Here is a 16,805-nt window from a genome sequence, read left to right as displayed (position 1 = left end):
CTTCATCTGGTGGCGGATCGTTCGATGGGTGAAGACCAAACGGCGTTGGAGGTGGAAGGACGTCCACCGCTGGCTGCGTACCCCGACGGGGTGGCGGCCAATCGCGGTGGACGGGATCGAGCTGCGCAACATCGCGGCGACACCGGTCACCCGGTACCGCCGACGCAGCATTCCCAGCCCTTGGTCCTTGCGCGAACCACGCCCAACGACAGAAACCGTGGAGAGCCCGTTGCGTTGAAAGGCGCACGGCGGGTTCGGCGAGCGGTATGGGGAAACGGGCCGGTAGCAACACCGGAACCGCGCCCCATACCGACTCGACTCCGGACGTAGGAGCCGTCCTGGTCACCACTGAGCTTGCGCAGCGCGGCGTAGTGGAAGCCGAACTCGGTGTCCTCGACCTCCAGACGCGGCGCGTCGTCGGTCGCCGGGAACCGGTCACTGCCGATTCCCTCCGGGTCGAAGACACCCTGCCTGGCCAGCTCGAGCTCGGTCTGGTGGAGCAGGCCGACGTGCGAGGAGTCGATCTCACCCTCGACCGCCTGCACCCAGTTCCCGGTGACGACCATCTTCGTCATCGCCAGGTTCTCCCTCGGCAGGTCGATCCAGCCGAACCGGGGTGGCGGCGGCTGCTTGTCGGCGGGGCCGAGGTAGACCCACACCAGCTGACCGGCCTCGTGGACCGGGTGGGCCGGCGCGCGCAGGCGCTCACGGAAGCGGGAGTTCTCGGAGTTGGGCGTCTCCTGGATCGTTCCGTCCGCCCCGAACTTCCAGCCGTGGTACAGGCATCGGATGCCGCAGTCCTCGACCCGGCCGATGGCCAGCGAGGCGCCTCGGTGCATGCACTTCTCGTCGAGGACGCCGACGGTGCCGTTGGTGTCCCGGAAGACGACGAAGTCCTCACCGAACAGGCGGAAGACGCGCGGCGGGCCGTCCGGATCGGGAACGTCGCTGGACAGGCAGATGGGCGTCCAGTAGCGGCGCAGCAACGCCCCCATGGGCGTCCCGGGGCCGATGCGGCAGAGGTACTCGTTCTCTTCGGTGCTCAGCATGGCGTCTCCTCCGGTGGTGGGTTCGGGTGCCAGGTGACGACGGTGGCGTCGCCGTCGAGGGAACGGTCGGCGACGACTCCGAGGTCGAGCAGCATCAGCGGATTTCCCCGGGAGACCTCGCTCTGCTTGATCCGCGAGATCGCCTCGAACGCGGCCGGGCTGACGTGCAGCTGCCACGGTCGAGCCCGTCCGTCGCGGTAGCCGTCGAGGATCTCGGTGCATGCGCTGTCCAGCAGCCGCACGAGGGACGTCTTCATGCTTTCTCCTCCTCGACCAGCATCTCCACTAGTTAGTGTAAAAGAGAGCAGTGCTCATGTCCACTAGTTGGTGGAGAAGGTGGTCGAGCCGATCCCGGAGCAGCGCACGACGGAAGATCACACCGCGCCGGAAGGCGGCGAGCGGAGGTCAGCCGGGACTACGACCGGGGCGGGGTCGTCCCGACGAGTCGATGGGCGCAGTCGAGCAGCAACGCGCGCTGCGAGGCGAGCACCGACGGGGCGTCGCCGAGCACCATGCGCGCCATCTGCGGGACGGCGAACGTCCAGCCGACCATTCCGGCCAGGATCAGCATGAGCCCGGCAGGGTCGAGGGACGGGTCGAGGTTCCCGTCCCGGATCGCCTCCGCCAGCGGCGCCGGCCTGCGTCGATAGTGTGCGGCGCGAGCGGCCTGGGCCGGGACCTCGTCGGCGCCGAGCTCGAGGCTCTCCCAGAGCATCAGCCTCAGGTGCTGCGGATGCTCGCAGTGGTAGTCGAACAGGCGCCCGACGTAGTCCGGGACGTCACCGTCGAAGGGCACCGCTTCGGCGAGGCGCTCCAGCTCGTGCGCCAGTACGGCGTTGAACAGCTCCCGCTTGTCCCCGAAGTAGAGGTAGATCGCCTTCTTGTCGGCACCCGCCGACGCGGCGATCCGATCGACCCGCGCCCCCGCCAGCCCCCGGGCCGCGAACTCCTCGACCGCGGCCTGGAAAATGGCGGCCTTGGTCCGTTCCGGGGTGTAGCCCACCTGCTCACGCTACACCGGCGGTGATCATCGGATGCGGTCTGTCACGACCCATTGCCGTCGACCGAGCTACCCTGACTTGGTGAAGGCAGCATCAGCATCGCGAGACTCGGACGTCCTGTGCTCGGTTCAGCGCAGCCTCGACGTCCTCGGGGATCGGTGGTCACTACTGATCCTGCGCGAGTCGTTCCGGGGCGTGACCCGGTACAGCGACTTCCGCGCGGCACTGGGCATCGCGCCGGACATCCTGTCCCAGCGCCTCGGCGTCCTGGTCGAGGGGAACGTGCTGGAGAAGCGGTCCTACCGTGAACCCGGCTCGCGGACTCGGGACAGCTACCACCTGACCGACGCCGGCGAGCAGGCGAAGCTGCTACTCGGTGCCCTCCAGCAGTGGGGCGACGACTACCAGCCGCATCCGAACGGCCCCTCGGCCCTGCGGCGGAGCACCCGCACCGGGCGGCCGCTGCGGGTCGCGTTCATCGAGGAGGAGAGCGACTCCGGCGTACCCCTCGACGACGTCGACCTGCTCGTCGACCCGTCGACGTCCAGGACCGACTGACGCGAACCTTCGCCCTGGATCCTGTTTTCCTACTCAGATGCTAGGTTTGGTTCTCCAAACCAGCTACTGATCATCTGACGATGCGGAAACGAGGCCCCGATGCCCACTCAGGTGCGGATCGACCGGAGCGCGGTGACCAGGTGGAACGTCACGTTCGACAACCCGCCGATGAACCTGATCGACCCGGGCACCATCCGTGAGCTGGTCGCGCTGGTCACCGAGCTGGAGACCGACCCGGACGTTCGCGTCGTCGTGTTCGACAGCGCCGACCCGGACTTCTTCCTGGCGCACTACGACATCTCGCGTGACCCGAGCGAGACGACGTCGATGCCGGCGGACGGCCCGACCGGAATGCACCCGTGGCTCGACTTCCTCGTCCGCATCAGCAACGCCCCCGTTGCCAGCATCGTGAAGCTGCGGGGGCGTGCTCGCGGTGCCGGCAGTGAGTTCGTGCTCGCGTGCGACATGCGGTTCGCCAGCCGTGAGCGGGCGGTGCTGGCCCAGCTGGAGGTCGGCCTCGGCCTGGTCGCGGGCGGTGACCCGATGCACCGGCTGCCGTTCATCGTCGGGCGCGGCCGGGCCCTGGAGATCATGCTGACCAGCCAGGACTTCGACGGCGAGCTGGCCGAGCGGTACGGATACGTCAACCGCGCACTGCCGGACGCGGAGCTCGACGACTTCGTCGACCGGATCGCCGACCGGATCGCCTCGTTCGACAAGATCGCACTCGCCGAGACGAAGCGCTGCGTCGGCGACGTGTCACTCCCCGACCCGGCACTCATGCCGCCGGTGCTCGACGAGTTCTGGGCCTCGGTCGCCCGCGAGGGCGCCCAGCGCCGCCTCGGCAAGGCCCTGGAACCAAGGCCTGCAGCAACGAACCGACCTGGAGCTGAACATGGGCGACTACCTGGCCCGCGCGTCCTCGCACAGCTGACCTCTCGGGGCACCGCCCGGACCTCGTGAGTGTTGAGTGTGGCTATGGCCATACTCAACACTCACGAGGGGTCAGGCGGGGCGGATCTTGCGCTTCGCGGTGCTGACCCAGCGGCGCGCGATCTGGCCCGCGCGGTACTGGGTGGCGCGGTGCAGCAGCCAGGAGAGACCGGCGGGCTGCTCGCGGCGAGTGCGCAGCGCGTAGGAGAACCGCACCGGGTCGGTCTTGATGTGCTCGGCGACGTTCTCGAACCACGCCGTGCTGGCCCGCGCCGACGCCTGGCGCACCGCGACCGAGGCGGCGCGGTCGGCCTGGTAGGCGGCCAGTGCCGAGGGCAGGTCGGCGTGCGCACGCATCGCCCGGTCGAGGCCGATCGCGTCCTCCAGTGCCAGCTTCGTGCCGGAGCCGATGGAGAAGTGTGTGGTGTGCGCGGCGTCGCCCATGAGTACCACGTTGTCGTGGTGCCAGGCTCGGTTGGTGATGTCGGCGAAGTTCAGCCACGGCCGACCGGTCGGGCCGATCTGGGTGATCAGCTCCTGGCCGTCCAGCTCGCGGGCGAACACCTTCTGCATCAGGGTCAGGCCCTCGTCGATGCTCATCGTGTCCAGGCCGAGGCCCTTCCACGTCTCCGGGGAGCACTCGAAGATGCAGGTGCTGTACTCGTTGCTGAACCGGTAGGCGTGCAGCCACACCCAGCCCGCCGAGGTCTGCTCGAACGCGAACGTGAAGATGTCGAACAGCTTCCGGGTGCCCAGCCAGATGTAGTAGTTGCGGCCGGACTCGATCGTCGGGGCGAAGTGCTCTGCGTACTGGGCTCGGGTGCGGCTGTTCGCGCCGTCGGCGGCCACCACAAGGTCCGCGTCCGGGAACGTCTCGTCCGGGCCGACCTCGGCGTCGAACTCGACCGTCACACCGAGCGACTCGGCACGCGCGGTCAGGATCTCCAGCAGGCGGGCCCGGCCGATGCTGTAGCCGTAGCCACCCATGCGGGCCGGCTTCGCCTCACCGACCTGCACCTCCTGGTCGTGCCACTTGTTGGCGTCCTCGAGGATCAGCCGGGTCGTCTCCGGGTCACTGTGGCGCAGGCTGTTGACCAGGTCGTCCCAGAACACGACGCCCCAGCCGTAGGTGACGCCGCGCGGGTTGCGCTCGACCACCCGCACGGCCGCACCGGGTTCCCGCAGCTTCGTCAGGATGGCGAAGTACAGGCCGGCCGGACCGGCTCCGACGCAGACGACGTTCATCCAGACATCCCCTCGCTGACAGTTCCACAGATTGTGCGGTCATCCTCTCGAACGGCCTAACCGATAGATCTCCAGGGGTGTTCACAGCCCCGGTGGCAGGTCGACCGTCTCCTGGAAGCCGGGGCACATCTCCGGAGCGCCCGGATGACGGCAGCCGCTCAGGTGTTGCAGGTAGCGGTGCGCGGTCTCCAGCTGGGCGGTTCGTTCCTCGATGGTCGTCAACAGCGCCGAGGTGGTGGCGAGCCAGGTGTCGCTGCCCGGGGTCTCGGAGAGGATCGCGCGGATGTCGTTGATGCTCATCAGCCCGGTGTCGCGCCAGTGCTTGATCAGCGCGATCCGGTACAGCTGGTCGGTGTCGTAGCACCGCCTGGTGGCGCGCCGGTGAGAGGTCAGCAGCCCCTGGCGCTCCCAGTACCGCAGTGTGGACAGCGCGAGCCCGAAGTGCTCCGCGACCTCGGTGATCTCGGTGAGCTGGGTCATAACGCACAGTGAACCAGTTGAGCTGAACCATGGTTCACCGGATTAGGTGAGCCTGTGCATACCTCCCCTTTCACTCTCACCGATGCCGCCGCCGCGCTCCGGGCCGGGCGGGTGAGCAGCGTCGAGCTGACCGAACAGGCGATCGTCACCGCGAACCGGCTCGACAGCACCCTCGGCGTCTACCTGGCCAGGCTCGACGACACCGCGCGACGCGACGCCGAACGGGCCGACCGCGAGCTGGCCTCGGGACTGGACCGAGGGACGCTGCACGGCATCCCGGTCGGCGTCAAGGACAACATCGCGGTGGCCGGCGTACCCACCACCGGGCAGAGCGCCGTGACCGACCCGTCGTGGAGCGCCGGGCTGGATGCTCCGGTGGTCGGCCGCCTGCGTGCGGCGGGAGCGGTCATCACCGGCAAGACCAGCCTGACCGAGTTCGGCTGTGGTCTGCCCGACCCGGCCGGTGCCGGGCCGGTGCCGCGCAACCCGCACGACCCGGACCGCTGGACCGGCGGCTCGAGCTCCGGCACGGCGAGCGGTGTCGCGGCCGGCATGTTCTTCGCCGGGCTGGGCAGCGACACCGCCGGCAGCATCCGGATGCCGGCGGCGTTCTGCGGGGTCACCGGGCTGATGCCGACGTTCGGGCTGGTGCCGAAGTCCGGGTGCCTGCCGCTGTCCTACAGCCTGGACCGGATCGGGCCACTGGCGCACACGGCCCGGGACTGTGCCGAGGTGCTCGCGGTGATCACCGGACAGCACGCGAGTCCCGCTGCCCCCGCCGAGGACCTGAGCGGGCTGCGGGTCGGTGTCGTACGGGACCTGCCCTCCGGGACCGACCCGGCGGTGGAACGCGGCTTCGACGCGGCGGTCGCCGTGCTCGCCGGGCTCGGTGCCTCGGTCCGCGACGTCCTGCTGCCGTACGCGTCCGAGCTGGTCACGGCCACCTTCATCACCGCGGTGTGCGAAGGGCTGGCCTATCACCGGGGCGCCCTGACCTCGCGCTGGGACGACTACACCGTGGCCGCCAGGGGGCTGCTCGCCGGTGGTGCGCTCGTGTCCGGCGCCGACTACGTCCAGGCGCAGCGGGTGCGGATGGCCGGTGAACAGGCCATGGCGGAGTTGCTCGACACCGTCGACGTCATCGCGTGTCCCACGGCGGGGATCGGCGCCCCGCCGTTCGGCCAGCTCGCCGACGAGGCCGGGACCCAGGACAACGAGGGCGTGTTCTCGCTGGTCTTCACGCCGTACTGGAACGGTCTCGGTGGCCCGGTGCTGGCGCTGCCGATGGGCATGACCGCGGACGGGCTGCCGCTGTCGATGCAGCTCGCCGGACGGGCCTTCGACGAGGCGAGGCTCCTGCGGATCGGCGACGCGTTCCAGCGGCACACCGACTGGCACCTGCGTCGGCCCGCGCTCACCGGCGCGGCGGCGTGAGCCGCGACGTGGCCGTCACATGCCCGGGAGCCATGGAACGACCCGCTCGCTCACCCCATACGACCCGTGTCACCCACGCCCGCAGGAGTAGCCAGATGAATCCCGATGACCTGACCACTGCGCGTGCCTCACTCGCGCACGCCCGGCTGACCCCGACCGAGCCGGAGATCGCCGGCCTCGCCCGGTCACTACCCGGACTGCGGCTGGCGCTCGCGGCGCTGCACGACGTGTTCCCCGGCCATTCCGACACCGTCCCGGTGCTGCACCGGCGCCCGGGAACCCGTGACACCGATCGGCGGGACCGACCGTGAGCATCGACCGAGTCGCGGAGCGACCGGCCACCCGGCGCCGTGAGCCCGCGGTCCTGGCGTTGGCCTGTGCAGGGTCCTTCGTGGTGATCATGGATGCGACGATCGTGCCGGTCGCGCTGCCGGACATCCGGGCCGAGCTCGGGTTCACCTCCGCGTCGCTGCCCTGGGTGGTCAATGCGTACACGTTGGCGTTCGCCGGGTTCCTGCTGCTGGGCGGACGATGCGCGGACGTGTTCGGGCAACGGCGCATGTTCGTGATCGGCATGACGCTGTTCGGCGTGGCACGGGTGTGCTGTGGGTTCGCCGGGTCACCCGCGGCGCTGCTCGTGGCGCGCGCCGTGCAGGGGCTCGGCGGGGCGCTGCTCATGCCGGTCACGCTGTCGTTGCTGACCACGACGTTCACCGAGCCGGCCCGCCGGGCGCGGGTGCTGGGTACGTGGAGCGCCATCGGGGCGGTCGGCGCCGCGCTCGGGCCGATCGTGGGTGGCGTGTTCACCCAGTGGCTCGGCTGGCGGTGGGTGTTCTTCGTCAGCGTTCCGATCGGGGTGTTCGCGCTGGTCGGAGCCGCCCTCGTGCTCACAGCGGGACGTGGGGTGCGTAGTGCGCTGGACGTGCCGGGGGCAGCGATCGCGACGCTCGGGCTCGTCGGCGTGGTGTACGCGGTGATGCGGGCCTCGGTGAGCGGGTGGGGCAGCGCCTCGGTGCTCGTGCCGCTGGTCTGCGGTGTGGTGTTGCTGGGTGTGTTCGGAGTTCACCAGGCTCGCTGGGCCGCTCATCCGCTGGTGCCGCTGTCGATCTTCCGGGTCGGTGCGGTGGGCAGTGGCAACGTGGTGATGTTCCTGCTCGGCCTCGGGTTCTTCGCCAGCCCGGTGCTGCTGTCGCTGTACCTGCGCGAGGTGCACGGGTACACGCCGTGGCAGGCGGGAGTGGGGTACGCGCCGATCGGGGTGGCGATGTTCGTCGGAGCGCAGCTCGCGGCGCCGCTCACCGTGCGGCTGGGTGCTCGGCGGGCCGGTGTCCTGTGCTGCTCGGTGGGCGCGCTCGGCTGCCTCTGGCTGGGGCTGTCGCTGGGTGTGCACAGCTCGTACCTGTGGTCGGTCGCGGTGCCCGGCGCGGTGTTCGGTCTCGGCAGCGCGGCCGCGTTCACTCCGATCACGGTGGCCGCGACCAGCGGTGTCGTCGGCGCGCAGCAGGGACTGGCGGCCGGTCTGCTCAACACCGTCCGCCAGACCAGCGGCGCGATCGGCCTGGCCGTGCTGGCCACGGTCGCGGCGGCGGCCACCGGCCCGGCCCCGACCCTCGCTGCGCTGGCGCACGGCTACCTGGTCGCCTTCGTGCTGTCCGCGGCCGCCCTGGCAACGGCGGCCGCAACAGCCGCCCTGACCCTCCCCGCCCGCCCATCCCGATGACACGAATGTGGCTTTAGGGACGCTGAACGTCCCTAAAGCCACATTCGTGCCGGTGGTTTCGTGGTGTGGCGGGTGGACCTGTCCCTTCGGGTAGGTGGGGGCCTGGCCGGGTGGGGGGTGCTGGGCAGTCGTTGCGACGGTTTGCGGGCCTCATGGGTGTTGTGCGGGTCACACGGCGTCCTAGCTTCGGGTGGACGACCGATCGAAGGGGCTCGCCATGCAGGTTGACGAACTGCTCAAACCGTTCCCGATCAAGGAGTTTCATCCGTTCCCCCGTGCGCTGCTCGGCCCGGGCTGCCACGAGCTGATCGGCCCCGAGGCGCTCAAGCTGGGGTTCAAGAAGACCCTGGTGATGACCTCGGGGCTGCGCGGCTCGAACGTCGTCAACAAGATCGTCGAGTCGATGAAGTACCACGGGCTCGACGTCGTCGTGTACGACAAGGTCGAGTCCAACCCCAAGGACTACAACGTCATGGATGCCGTGGGGCTGTACCAGCAGAACAGCTGTGACAGCTTCGTGTCGATCGGCGGTGGCTCGTCGCACGATGCGTGCAAGGGCGCCCGCGTGTCGGTGGCGCACGACGGCCGCAACATCAACGAGTTCGAGGGCTTCAACAAGAGCGAGAACCCGAAGAACCCGCCGCACATCGCCGTCTCCACCACGGCGGGCACCGGGTCGGAGACGTCCTGGGCGTACGTCATCACCGACACCACGACCGACCCGGACAACCCGCACAAGTTCGTCGCGTTCGACGACTACTGCGTGACGTCGCTGGCCATCGACGACCCGGTCCTCTACTACGACTGCCCGATCGACTACACCGCGCAGTGCGGTTTCGACGTGTTGGCGCACGCGTCCGAGCCGTACGTGTCCCGGCTGAACTTCGAGCCGTCGCTCGGCAACGCGCTGCACGCGGTGAAGCTGACCGCGAAGCACCTGAGGGCCGCGGTGTGGAACGGCCAGGACCTGGCCGGACGCGAAGGCATGATGTACGCGCAGTACATCGCCGCGCAGGCGTTCAACTCCGGCGGCCTGGGCATCGTGCACTCCATCTCGCACGCGGTCAGCGCGTTCTACGACACCCACCACGGCCTGAACAACGCGATCGCGCTGCCCAGGGTCTGGGCGTTCAACATGCCGGTGTGTTACGACCGGTTCGCGGACATGGCCGAGGCCATGGGCGTCGACACGCACGGCATGACCAAGGTCGCCGCCGCCGAGGCAGCGCTGGCCGCCGCCATCCGGCTGTTGCGCGACGTGGGCATCCCGGAGCGGTTCGTGGACGTCACGAAGGACAGCTACTCGAAGAACCGGCTCGGCACGGGTCCGACGAAGTTCTACGAGAACGCCTCGGTGATCAACGGCGACGACGCCGACGTCGACCGCATCACCAGCCACGTCCTGGGCGACGCGTGCACGCCGGGCAACCCGAAGGAGTGCACGTTCGAGACGGTCCGCCCGGTCGTCGCGCACTGCATGACCGGCGACCTCGACGACCTGCTCTCGTGAGCTCGTGAGTGGTGAGGCCGTCTACCCCGAAGGGGCGCGCAGCGTAGCCGGTCTACGCACTCACGACAGCTTTTCCGTCGTGAGTGCGTAGACCGGCTATAGGCGGCCTCACCACTCACGAACCCAACCCAGCCACCACAGAAGGCGACGGAGCAAGGAGCAGCATGAGCAGGTTCGACTCGGTCGACGAAGTGGTCGAGGCGTTGGGCGAGGAGGGGTACATCGCGGACACCAGGTTGGCGACCACCGTGTTCCTGGTGACCCGGATGGACAAACCGCTGCTCATCGAAGGTCCGGCCGGCGTCGGCAAGACCGAGCTGGCGAAGGCCATGGCCAAGATCAGCGGCCGGCGGCTGCTGCGGCTGCAGTGTTACGAGGGCCAGGACGAGACCAAGGCGCTGTACGAGTGGGACTACGGCAAGCAGCTGCTCTACACCCAGATCCTGCGGGAGAAGATCGGCCAGGTGGTGGCCGACTCACCGGACCTGCAGGACGCCGTGGAGCGGATCGGCGCGCAGGAGAGCGTGTTCTTCTCCGAACGGTTCCTCGCGTCCCGGCCACTGCTGGAGTCGGTGCGGTCGAAGGAGCCGGTGGTGCTGCTGATCGACGAGGTGGATCGCGCCGACGAAGCACTCGAGGCGGTGCTGCTGGAGACGCTGGCCGAGTACCAGGTGTCGGTGCCCGAGGTCGGCACGTTCGTCGCGGAGCAGCCCCCGTACGTGGTGCTGACCAGCAACAACACCCGCGATCTTTCGGCCGCGCTGAAACGCCGCTGCCTGCACCTGTTCCTGGACTATCCGTCGGCGCAACGCGAGCTGGCGATCGTGAAGTCGAAGAACACCGGTCTGCCGGACGCGTTGGCCGCACAGCTGGTCGACGTGGTGCGCGGGCTGCGTGAGCTGGAGCTGCGCAAGGCGCCGTCGATCTCCGAGACGATCGACTGGGCGCGCACCCTGGCGGTGCTCGGGGTGACCGAGCTGACCGCCGGCATCCTGTCCGACACGGCGTCGGTGGTGGTCAAGTACGACAAGGACGTCCGCAAGGCGGTGTCCGCACTGCCCCGGCTGGTCGACCCGAACGCGGAGGTCCCCGAGCACGACCACGGACACGGCCATGGGCACGGCCACGGTCATGGCCACGACGACTCCGAGGTGGACGGGCGTGCCGTTCGAGCAGGCAAGGACGAGCCAGGGCGGCACGATGATGGGTACTACCGGACGAAGGATCCGGACGAGCCCGCTCCGGAGCCGAGCACGCCGCGCAAGGTGACGGCGGACCGGGGCGCCCGCAGTTTCGGCGCGAACCTCGGTCGTCGACGGGCGCTCTAGGTGGAGGCCGCGCTGCACCGGTTCGTCCGGCTGCTCCGACTGCGCCAGGTGCGCATCTCGGTGTCCGAGGCGCTCGATGCGATGACCTGTGCCGCGCAGCCCGGCATGCTCGCCGACCGCGAGGTGCTCAGGAACGCCCTGCGCGTCGCACTGATCAAGGACCGCCGCGACGAAGAGGTGTTCGACGAGATCTTCGACGCGTTCTTCGCGCTGGTCAAGGTCGGTCCGACGGATACCGGGCATGGCCACGGGCACGGCCACGAGGACCTCAGCGACGGCGGCACACAGGACGAGTTCACCCTGTCCGAGGAGCCGAGCGAGACCCCGCAGGAGGGCCATACGCACGGCAAGCCGGTGGACATCCGCGACTTCTTCGACCCCGACGACCTGGCGCAGCAGTACAACCTGCACCAGGAGGCCAACAAGGTCGACCTGGCCGCGATGACCGACGAGATCGTCCTGTCGAAAGACAACCAGGGCATCACTGACGGCGACGACTCGAACCGGGTGCAGATCGAGACCGACCGGCTGCACGGCGCGGGTGCGCCGGGCCGGATCTCCCAGCAGCAGGGCACCAAGGTCGACGCGGACCTGTCGGTGGCCGAGCAGGAGGCGCTGCTCGGCTGGCTCAACGCGGTCGAGGAACCGCAGGAGGGCACCGAGGAGGACGCGGCGGCGCTGCGCCGCCGGATGACCGGGGTGTTGGCCGGGCTGCCGGAAGCGTTGAAACGCCACCTGGAGGCGCTGCTCGCGTTGGAGCAGCGGGTGATGGAGACCCATGAACGCGAGGTCGCCTCGGTCGACCGGGTCGGCGAGCACGAGCGCATGGAGCTGGAGGAGTCGCTGCGCCGCCTGGCCCGCACACTGCACGGCGGGCTGACTCACAAACGCCGGGCGTCGGTGCGCGGCCGTATCGACTCGGGCCGCACGATGCGCCGCAACATGCGCTTCGACGGGATCCCGTTCTCCCCGGTGACGGTGGCGCGCACGGAGGACAAACCGAGGCTCGTGGTGTTGACCGACGTCAGCCTGTCGGTCCGCGCGACCGCCCGCTTCACGCTGCACCTGGTGCACGGGTTGCAGAACCTGTTCGGCCAGGTCCGCAGCTTCGCGTTCGTCAGTGAGCTGACCGAGATCACCGACCTGTTCGCCGACCATCCGGTGGAGAACGCGCTGGGGCTGGTGTTCGGTGGCGACATCCTGGATGTGGACGCGAACTCCGACTACGGTCTGGCGTTCGGCCACTTCCTGGAGGAGTACGGCTCGGCGGTCAACCGACGGACCACGGTTCTGGTGCTCGGCGACGGCAGGGGCAACGGCAACGACCCCAACCTGCCGGCGTTCGCCGAGATCTCCCGCAGGGCAAGAGAAACGATCTGGCTCACCCCAGAACCCAGGTACTCCTGGCTCCTCGGCGCCTGCGACCTCCCGCACTACGCCGAGTACTGCCAACGGGTGAGAGTGGTAAGAGACCTGACCGGCCTGGACTCAGCCACCCTCCACACCTCTTAAGCCGGCCTGCCCTCGCGCGCAACGGTCCCGGCGGACCGCTCCGTTCGCTAGCGCTCTCTCCGGGCGCCACCGGGACCGTTCGAGGCGGCTCGCCTGGCGGCGCCGGCCGCGCGTCTGTCTGATTGCGTTCTGCCTCGCCTGGTGCGTTTTGTGCAGTGCTTCGCACTGAACTCCCTGCGGGAGACTCGCGGAGCCGGCTACAAGAGCCCCAATTTGCTCGCGGCGTAGACGGCCTCGGCGCGGCGGCCGACCAGAAGCTTGCGCATCAGGTTGCCCACGTGGAACTTCACCGTGGTCTCGGAGATGAACAGCTCGCGGCCGATCTCCCGGTTGGACAGCCCGCGAGCGAGCAGCCGCAGCACCTCCAGCTCCCGCTCGGTCAGCCGCTCCCGCTCAGGTCCGGTGCCCGCGCCGCTGAGCGCACGGGCCATCGCGGACGCGCTGCGCGGGTCGAACGCGCTCTCGCCCCGGGCCACCGCCCGGATGGCCCGCACCAGCTCGGTCGTGTCCACGTCCTTCACGACGTACCCGAGCGCGCCGGCCTGGACCGCTTCCACGACGAGGCGGTCCTCGACGAACGTGGTCAGCACGAGCACACCCAGGCCCGGGTGTGCGCTGGTCAGCTCCCGGCACAGCTCCAGCCCGTCGGCCTGCGGGCCGGTGCTGAGCTTCAGGTCCAGCAGCACCACGGTCGGCCGCGCGGCGGCCACCACGGCGACGGCCGCCACCGCGGTCGACGCCTCCCCGACCACCCGCAGGTTGTCCTCGCGTTCCAGCACCGCGCGTAGCCCTTGGCGCATGATCGAGTGGTCGTCCACCAGCACGACCCGGATCACAGCGGCACCGACACCTGGATCTGCAGGCCACCGAGGCGCGAGCGGGTCATCGCGAACGTCCCGCCGAGCTCCCGCGCCCGGTTCTGCATGTTCGCCAGCCCTCGGTGCTCACCGGACGGGCCGGACCCGGCGGCGCGCAGGATGCGGCGAACCTCCTCCGGCCTGCCGTTGCCGTCATCGGACACCGACAGCACGACCCGGTCCGCGCGGTACGCCAACCGCACCACCGCGTGCCGGGCCTGCGCGTGCACCGCCGTGTTGAACAGTGCCTCCCCCGCGATCCGGACCAGCGACTGCTCGGCGGCCGCGGGCAGCGGCACCGGGTGCCCGCCGATCCGCACCTCGACCCGCAGGTCCTCCGGCAGGTGCACCGAGGACAGCCGTTCCAGCATCGCGGGCAGGCTCTTGTCGTCGCGCTCGTCGTCGCTCAGCGCGTAGATCGCCGACCGCAGCTGCTCCACCGCGCGTCGGGCCAGGTCCTTCGCGGTGTCCAGCCGCATGAGCAGCCCGGGGTCGGTGACCTCACCCCGGCACAGCTCGATCTGCATGCCCGCGGACAGCGCGTACTGGGTGACGCTGTCGTGCAGCTCGCGCGCGATGCGGTGCCGTTCCTCGTCGAGCGCCTGATGTTGCCGCGCCGCCGCGAGGTTCTGGTAGAGCACGCAGTTCTGCAGCGCGGCGGCCGTCTGACCGGCGAGGATGCGCAGCACCGACTCGTCGGTCGCGTCGATGTCCCGGTCCGGGCCGGTCCACGCGGCGAACCCGCCGACGACCTCGCCGTCCAGCACGATCGGCACGTGCGCGTGGCGCCGCCGGACGTCACCGTCGTGGTCGTCGGCGAACGAACCGTGGCTGACCTGCTCGACGTGCCCCCGGATCTCGTCGGGGAGCCGGCCGCTGTCGGTCACCTCGACACCGTCACGGCCGAGCACCAGATGCCGGGGCGCCGCTTCCGGCAATGCCCCGTCGACCAGCGCGAACATGACCCACCGGGCGCTCAGGTGGTCGGCGGCCGCCGCGACCACGGCCCGCACCAGCGCCTCCGACCCCTCGACCGTGCGGACCAGCGCGGCCGAGATCTGGTCCAGCGCGTGGATGACCCGGCGCAGCCGCTCGGCGGAATGGCGGTACTCCGGGTAGAAGGACGGTTTGCCCGAGCGGATGCCGGTGAGCGAGTCCAGGTCGGGCGCCCGCCGCGTCGTCGGACGCGGGTAGAAGGAGGTCACAGGGCGGCCCGGAACAACGCCTCGACGTCCGAGGCGGTCGCGCCACGCGGGTTGGTCGACATGCATGCGTCGGCGAGGGTCAGCTCGGCCAGCCTGCCGACGTGTTCGGCACGCACCCCGAGATCGCCGAGCCCCTTCGGCACCCCGACCTCGTCGGCGAGCGCGCGGACCTGCAGCGCGACCAGCTCGGCGGCGTCCTCACCGGGCATCCCGCGCGGCGCGAGGAGCCCCATCGCGCGCGCGATGCAGCGGAACCGCTCCGGCTCGGCGACCCCGTTGTACCGGATGACGTGCGGCAGCAGCACCCCGTTGATCACCCCGTGCGGCAGGTCGAGCAGCCCGCCGACCTGGTGGCTCATCGCGTGCGTCGCGCCCAGGATCGCGTTGCTGAACGCCAGCCCGGCCTCCAGCGCGGCCTGCGCCATGTTGACCCTCGCCGGGCTGTCGCGGGGCCGTTCCATGGTGCGCGCGAGGTTCTCGGTGACCAGCGCGACCGCGTGCAGCGCGTGGTTGTCGGTGAGCGGGTTGTGCGCCAGCGACACGTAGGCCTCGATGCCGTGGGTCAGCGCGTCCAGCCCGGTCGCCGCGTTGAGCTCCTCGGGCATCGTGGTGAGCAGCCGCGGGTCGATCACCGACACGTCCGGCACCAGCGCGCGGCCCATGATGGTGATCTTGTTGAGCCGCGCGGTGTCGGACACGATGCAGAACTGCGATACGTCGGCCCCGGTCCCGGACGTCGAGGGCATCATGACCAGCGGTGGGATCGGGTGGACGATCTTGTCGATCCCCTCGTAGTCCAGGATCGAACCGCCGTTGGACGCGAGCAGCGCGACGCCCTTCGCCGCGTCGATCACCGAACCACCGCCGAGCGCGAGCACCACGTCGCAGCCTTCGGCGAGGTAGCGCTGCACGCCGGACTCGATCTCGTGGTCCTTCGGGTTCGGCGTGACGCCGTGCCAGACCCGCGCGGACAAGCCCGCCTCGCCCAGCTGGCCGAGCAGCTCGTCCGGCCAGCCCGCCGCCATCAGACCGGGATCGGTGACCAGGAACGGCCGGCGGGCACCCAGCCGGATCGCCGCGTGCGCCGCCTCGGACAGCGACCCGGTGCCGAACACGATCTCCGGCGCATGGAACTTCGCCAGCCTGCCCGGCGCCGCCCCCGCGGCGGTCGCTCCCTGGTCGATCTCCCGGATGTCGCTGATGAGTGCCACGATGCGCTCCCGAACTCGACCCCTGTGACCCAGGCTACAAGACCGGGCCCGCCCCGAGAAGCACGCGCGGTGAGGCGACCGAATCGCGGCTCAATTGCGTCCCCGGCGAATTTCCCCGGAGCGGGTGTAAAGCTCCCGAATCGCCGCCACAGCCGGCTTTTCCGTCCAGTTCGTGCCGTTTCCAGACGCTTCGAAGAGCCCGAAGGAACGCTCCGCGGCGCCGCCGGAGGCATCGGGTTCGTCCTGCGCCTCGTAGACCATCGCAACCGGCACCCACGGGTAGTTGCGTCCCAGGTCTCGCAGGGTCGTGACCAGCTCACCGGCCTGGCCCGCCTCGTCGACGCAGCCCTTGACCGCCGATTCGACGACGTCACCGGTCGGGCAGGTGGAGGAGCCGAACTCGGTCACCCACACCGGGACCTCGGGCCGCCCGTGCAGCCCCCCTCCCTCGTGAGTGGCAAGGGCGTCTACCGCGAAGCGGCGCGAAGCGTAGGCGCTCGGAGCACTCACGACACGCTTTTCGTCGTGAGTGCTCCGGGCGCCTATAGGCGCCCTTGCCACTCACGAGTCGACGGCGAAGCCGAGATGCCTTGGAGCCGGGCACGGGCTAAGCCGGGTACGGGGCCGTGGTCCCGACCGCGTGCACAGAGTGCACGGCCTCGGGGTCCTCGTGAGTGCTGAGGGCGCCTATAGCCGGACTGGACCCTCACGACGGAAAAGCTGTCGTGAGTGCCCACTCCGGCTACGCTTCGCGCCCCTTCG

17 protein-coding genes are annotated in these 16,805 nt (G+C 69.9%); 8 read left to right on the top strand and 9 right to left on the bottom strand.

Going from position 1 to position 16,805, the window contains the following annotated elements; translation table 11 throughout:
* Window positions 1-146: 146 nt before the first annotated feature.
* From G406_RS46860 to G406_RS46855, 3 genes are all read right to left on the bottom strand, one after another.
* Window positions 147-1,049 carry a Rieske 2Fe-2S domain-containing protein gene (locus G406_RS46860; protein ID WP_051342095.1) on the bottom strand — a complete coding sequence of 301 codons (903 nt, stop codon included), beginning with the start codon at window positions 1,047-1,049 and terminating at the stop codon, window positions 147-149.
* Entirely contained in the window at window positions 1,043-1,306 is a 264-nt protein-coding gene (locus tag G406_RS56810) for a hypothetical protein (protein WP_028934447.1), read from the bottom strand. Before G406_RS56810 ends, G406_RS46860 begins: the two co-directional genes overlap by 7 nt.
* 158 nt (window positions 1,307-1,464) lie before the next feature.
* Window positions 1,465-2,052 carry a TetR/AcrR family transcriptional regulator gene (locus G406_RS46855; protein ID WP_037076622.1) on the bottom strand — a complete coding sequence of 196 codons (588 nt, stop codon included), beginning with the start codon at window positions 2,050-2,052 and terminating at the stop codon, window positions 1,465-1,467.
* Between the two features lie 79 nt (window positions 2,053-2,131).
* Here G406_RS46855 and G406_RS0114645 point away from each other — a divergent pair, with 79 nt between their 5' ends.
* Entirely contained in the window at window positions 2,132-2,608 is a 477-nt protein-coding gene (locus G406_RS0114645; RefSeq protein WP_037076620.1) for a winged helix-turn-helix transcriptional regulator, read from the top strand.
* Window positions 2,609-2,707: 99 nt separating this feature from the next.
* Entirely contained in the window at window positions 2,708-3,571 is an 864-nt protein-coding gene (locus G406_RS46850; RefSeq protein ID WP_211241145.1) for an enoyl-CoA hydratase/isomerase family protein, read from the top strand.
* A 42-nt stretch (window positions 3,572-3,613) separates the two neighbouring features.
* Here the strand turns inward: G406_RS46850 and G406_RS0114635 are convergent, their stop codons facing one another.
* Window positions 3,614-4,786, bottom strand: coding sequence for an FAD-dependent monooxygenase (locus tag G406_RS0114635; RefSeq protein ID WP_028934445.1), 1,173 nt, complete (start codon window positions 4,784-4,786; stop codon window positions 3,614-3,616).
* An 81-nt stretch (window positions 4,787-4,867) separates the two neighbouring features.
* Window positions 4,868-5,266, bottom strand: coding sequence for a MerR family transcriptional regulator (locus tag G406_RS0114630; RefSeq protein ID WP_028934444.1), 399 nt, complete (start codon window positions 5,264-5,266; stop codon window positions 4,868-4,870).
* Between the two features lie 54 nt (window positions 5,267-5,320).
* Here G406_RS0114630 and G406_RS0114625 point away from each other — a divergent pair, with 54 nt between their 5' ends.
* From G406_RS0114625 to G406_RS0114600, 6 genes are all read left to right on the top strand, one after another.
* Window positions 5,321-6,700: an amidase gene (locus G406_RS0114625; RefSeq protein ID WP_028934443.1), complete on the top strand. Its 1,380-nt coding sequence runs from the start codon at window positions 5,321-5,323 to the stop codon at window positions 6,698-6,700.
* Between the two features lie 95 nt (window positions 6,701-6,795).
* Complete coding sequence (locus G406_RS0114620) at window positions 6,796-7,011, top strand: hypothetical protein (protein WP_028934442.1); 216 nt, start codon at window positions 6,796-6,798, stop codon at window positions 7,009-7,011.
* A complete protein-coding gene (locus G406_RS46845) occupies window positions 7,008-8,420 on the top strand; it encodes a DHA2 family efflux MFS transporter permease subunit (protein WP_245607116.1) in 1,413 nt (470 codons plus the stop codon). Before G406_RS0114620 ends, G406_RS46845 begins: the two co-directional genes overlap by 4 nt.
* Window positions 8,421-8,637: 217 nt before the next feature.
* Window positions 8,638-9,930: an NDMA-dependent methanol dehydrogenase gene (gene mdo, locus G406_RS0114610; RefSeq protein ID WP_028934441.1), complete on the top strand. Its 1,293-nt coding sequence runs from the start codon at window positions 8,638-8,640 to the stop codon at window positions 9,928-9,930.
* 164 nt (window positions 9,931-10,094) lie between these two features.
* Window positions 10,095-11,258 (top strand): AAA family ATPase, encoded by a 1,164-nt coding sequence (locus tag G406_RS0114605; protein ID WP_028934440.1) that lies wholly within the window; start codon window positions 10,095-10,097, stop codon window positions 11,256-11,258.
* Window positions 11,259-12,770 (top strand): VWA domain-containing protein, encoded by a 1,512-nt coding sequence (locus G406_RS0114600; RefSeq protein ID WP_028934439.1) that lies wholly within the window; start codon window positions 11,259-11,261, stop codon window positions 12,768-12,770. It begins immediately after the preceding gene.
* Between the two features lie 197 nt (window positions 12,771-12,967).
* Here G406_RS0114600 and G406_RS0114595 read toward each other — a convergent pair whose 3' ends face one another.
* The 4 genes from G406_RS0114595 to G406_RS0114580 form a co-directional block, all read right to left on the bottom strand.
* Window positions 12,968-13,606 carry a MadR family response regulator transcription factor gene (locus G406_RS0114595; RefSeq protein WP_028934438.1) on the bottom strand — a complete coding sequence of 213 codons (639 nt, stop codon included), beginning with the start codon at window positions 13,604-13,606 and terminating at the stop codon, window positions 12,968-12,970.
* Window positions 13,603-14,832 carry a GAF domain-containing sensor histidine kinase gene (locus G406_RS0114590; RefSeq protein ID WP_051342094.1) on the bottom strand — a complete coding sequence of 410 codons (1,230 nt, stop codon included), beginning with the start codon at window positions 14,830-14,832 and terminating at the stop codon, window positions 13,603-13,605. The genes G406_RS0114595 and G406_RS0114590 overlap by 4 nt, the downstream gene beginning before the upstream one ends.
* Complete coding sequence (locus G406_RS0114585; RefSeq protein WP_425414590.1) at window positions 14,829-16,043, bottom strand: iron-containing alcohol dehydrogenase; 1,215 nt, start codon at window positions 16,041-16,043, stop codon at window positions 14,829-14,831. The genes G406_RS0114590 and G406_RS0114585 overlap by 4 nt, the downstream gene beginning before the upstream one ends.
* A 90-nt stretch (window positions 16,044-16,133) precedes the next feature.
* Entirely contained in the window at window positions 16,134-16,451 is a 318-nt protein-coding gene (locus tag G406_RS0114580) for a hypothetical protein (protein ID WP_156934872.1), read from the bottom strand.
* Window positions 16,452-16,805 lie beyond the last annotated feature (354 nt).

This window comes from Actinospineispora spinosispora DSM 44797, assembly GCF_000429025.1.
Taxonomy (GTDB): domain Bacteria; phylum Actinomycetota; class Actinomycetes; order Mycobacteriales; family Pseudonocardiaceae; genus Pseudonocardia; species Pseudonocardia spinosispora.
This window is presented reverse-complemented; position numbering and strand designations above follow the sequence as displayed.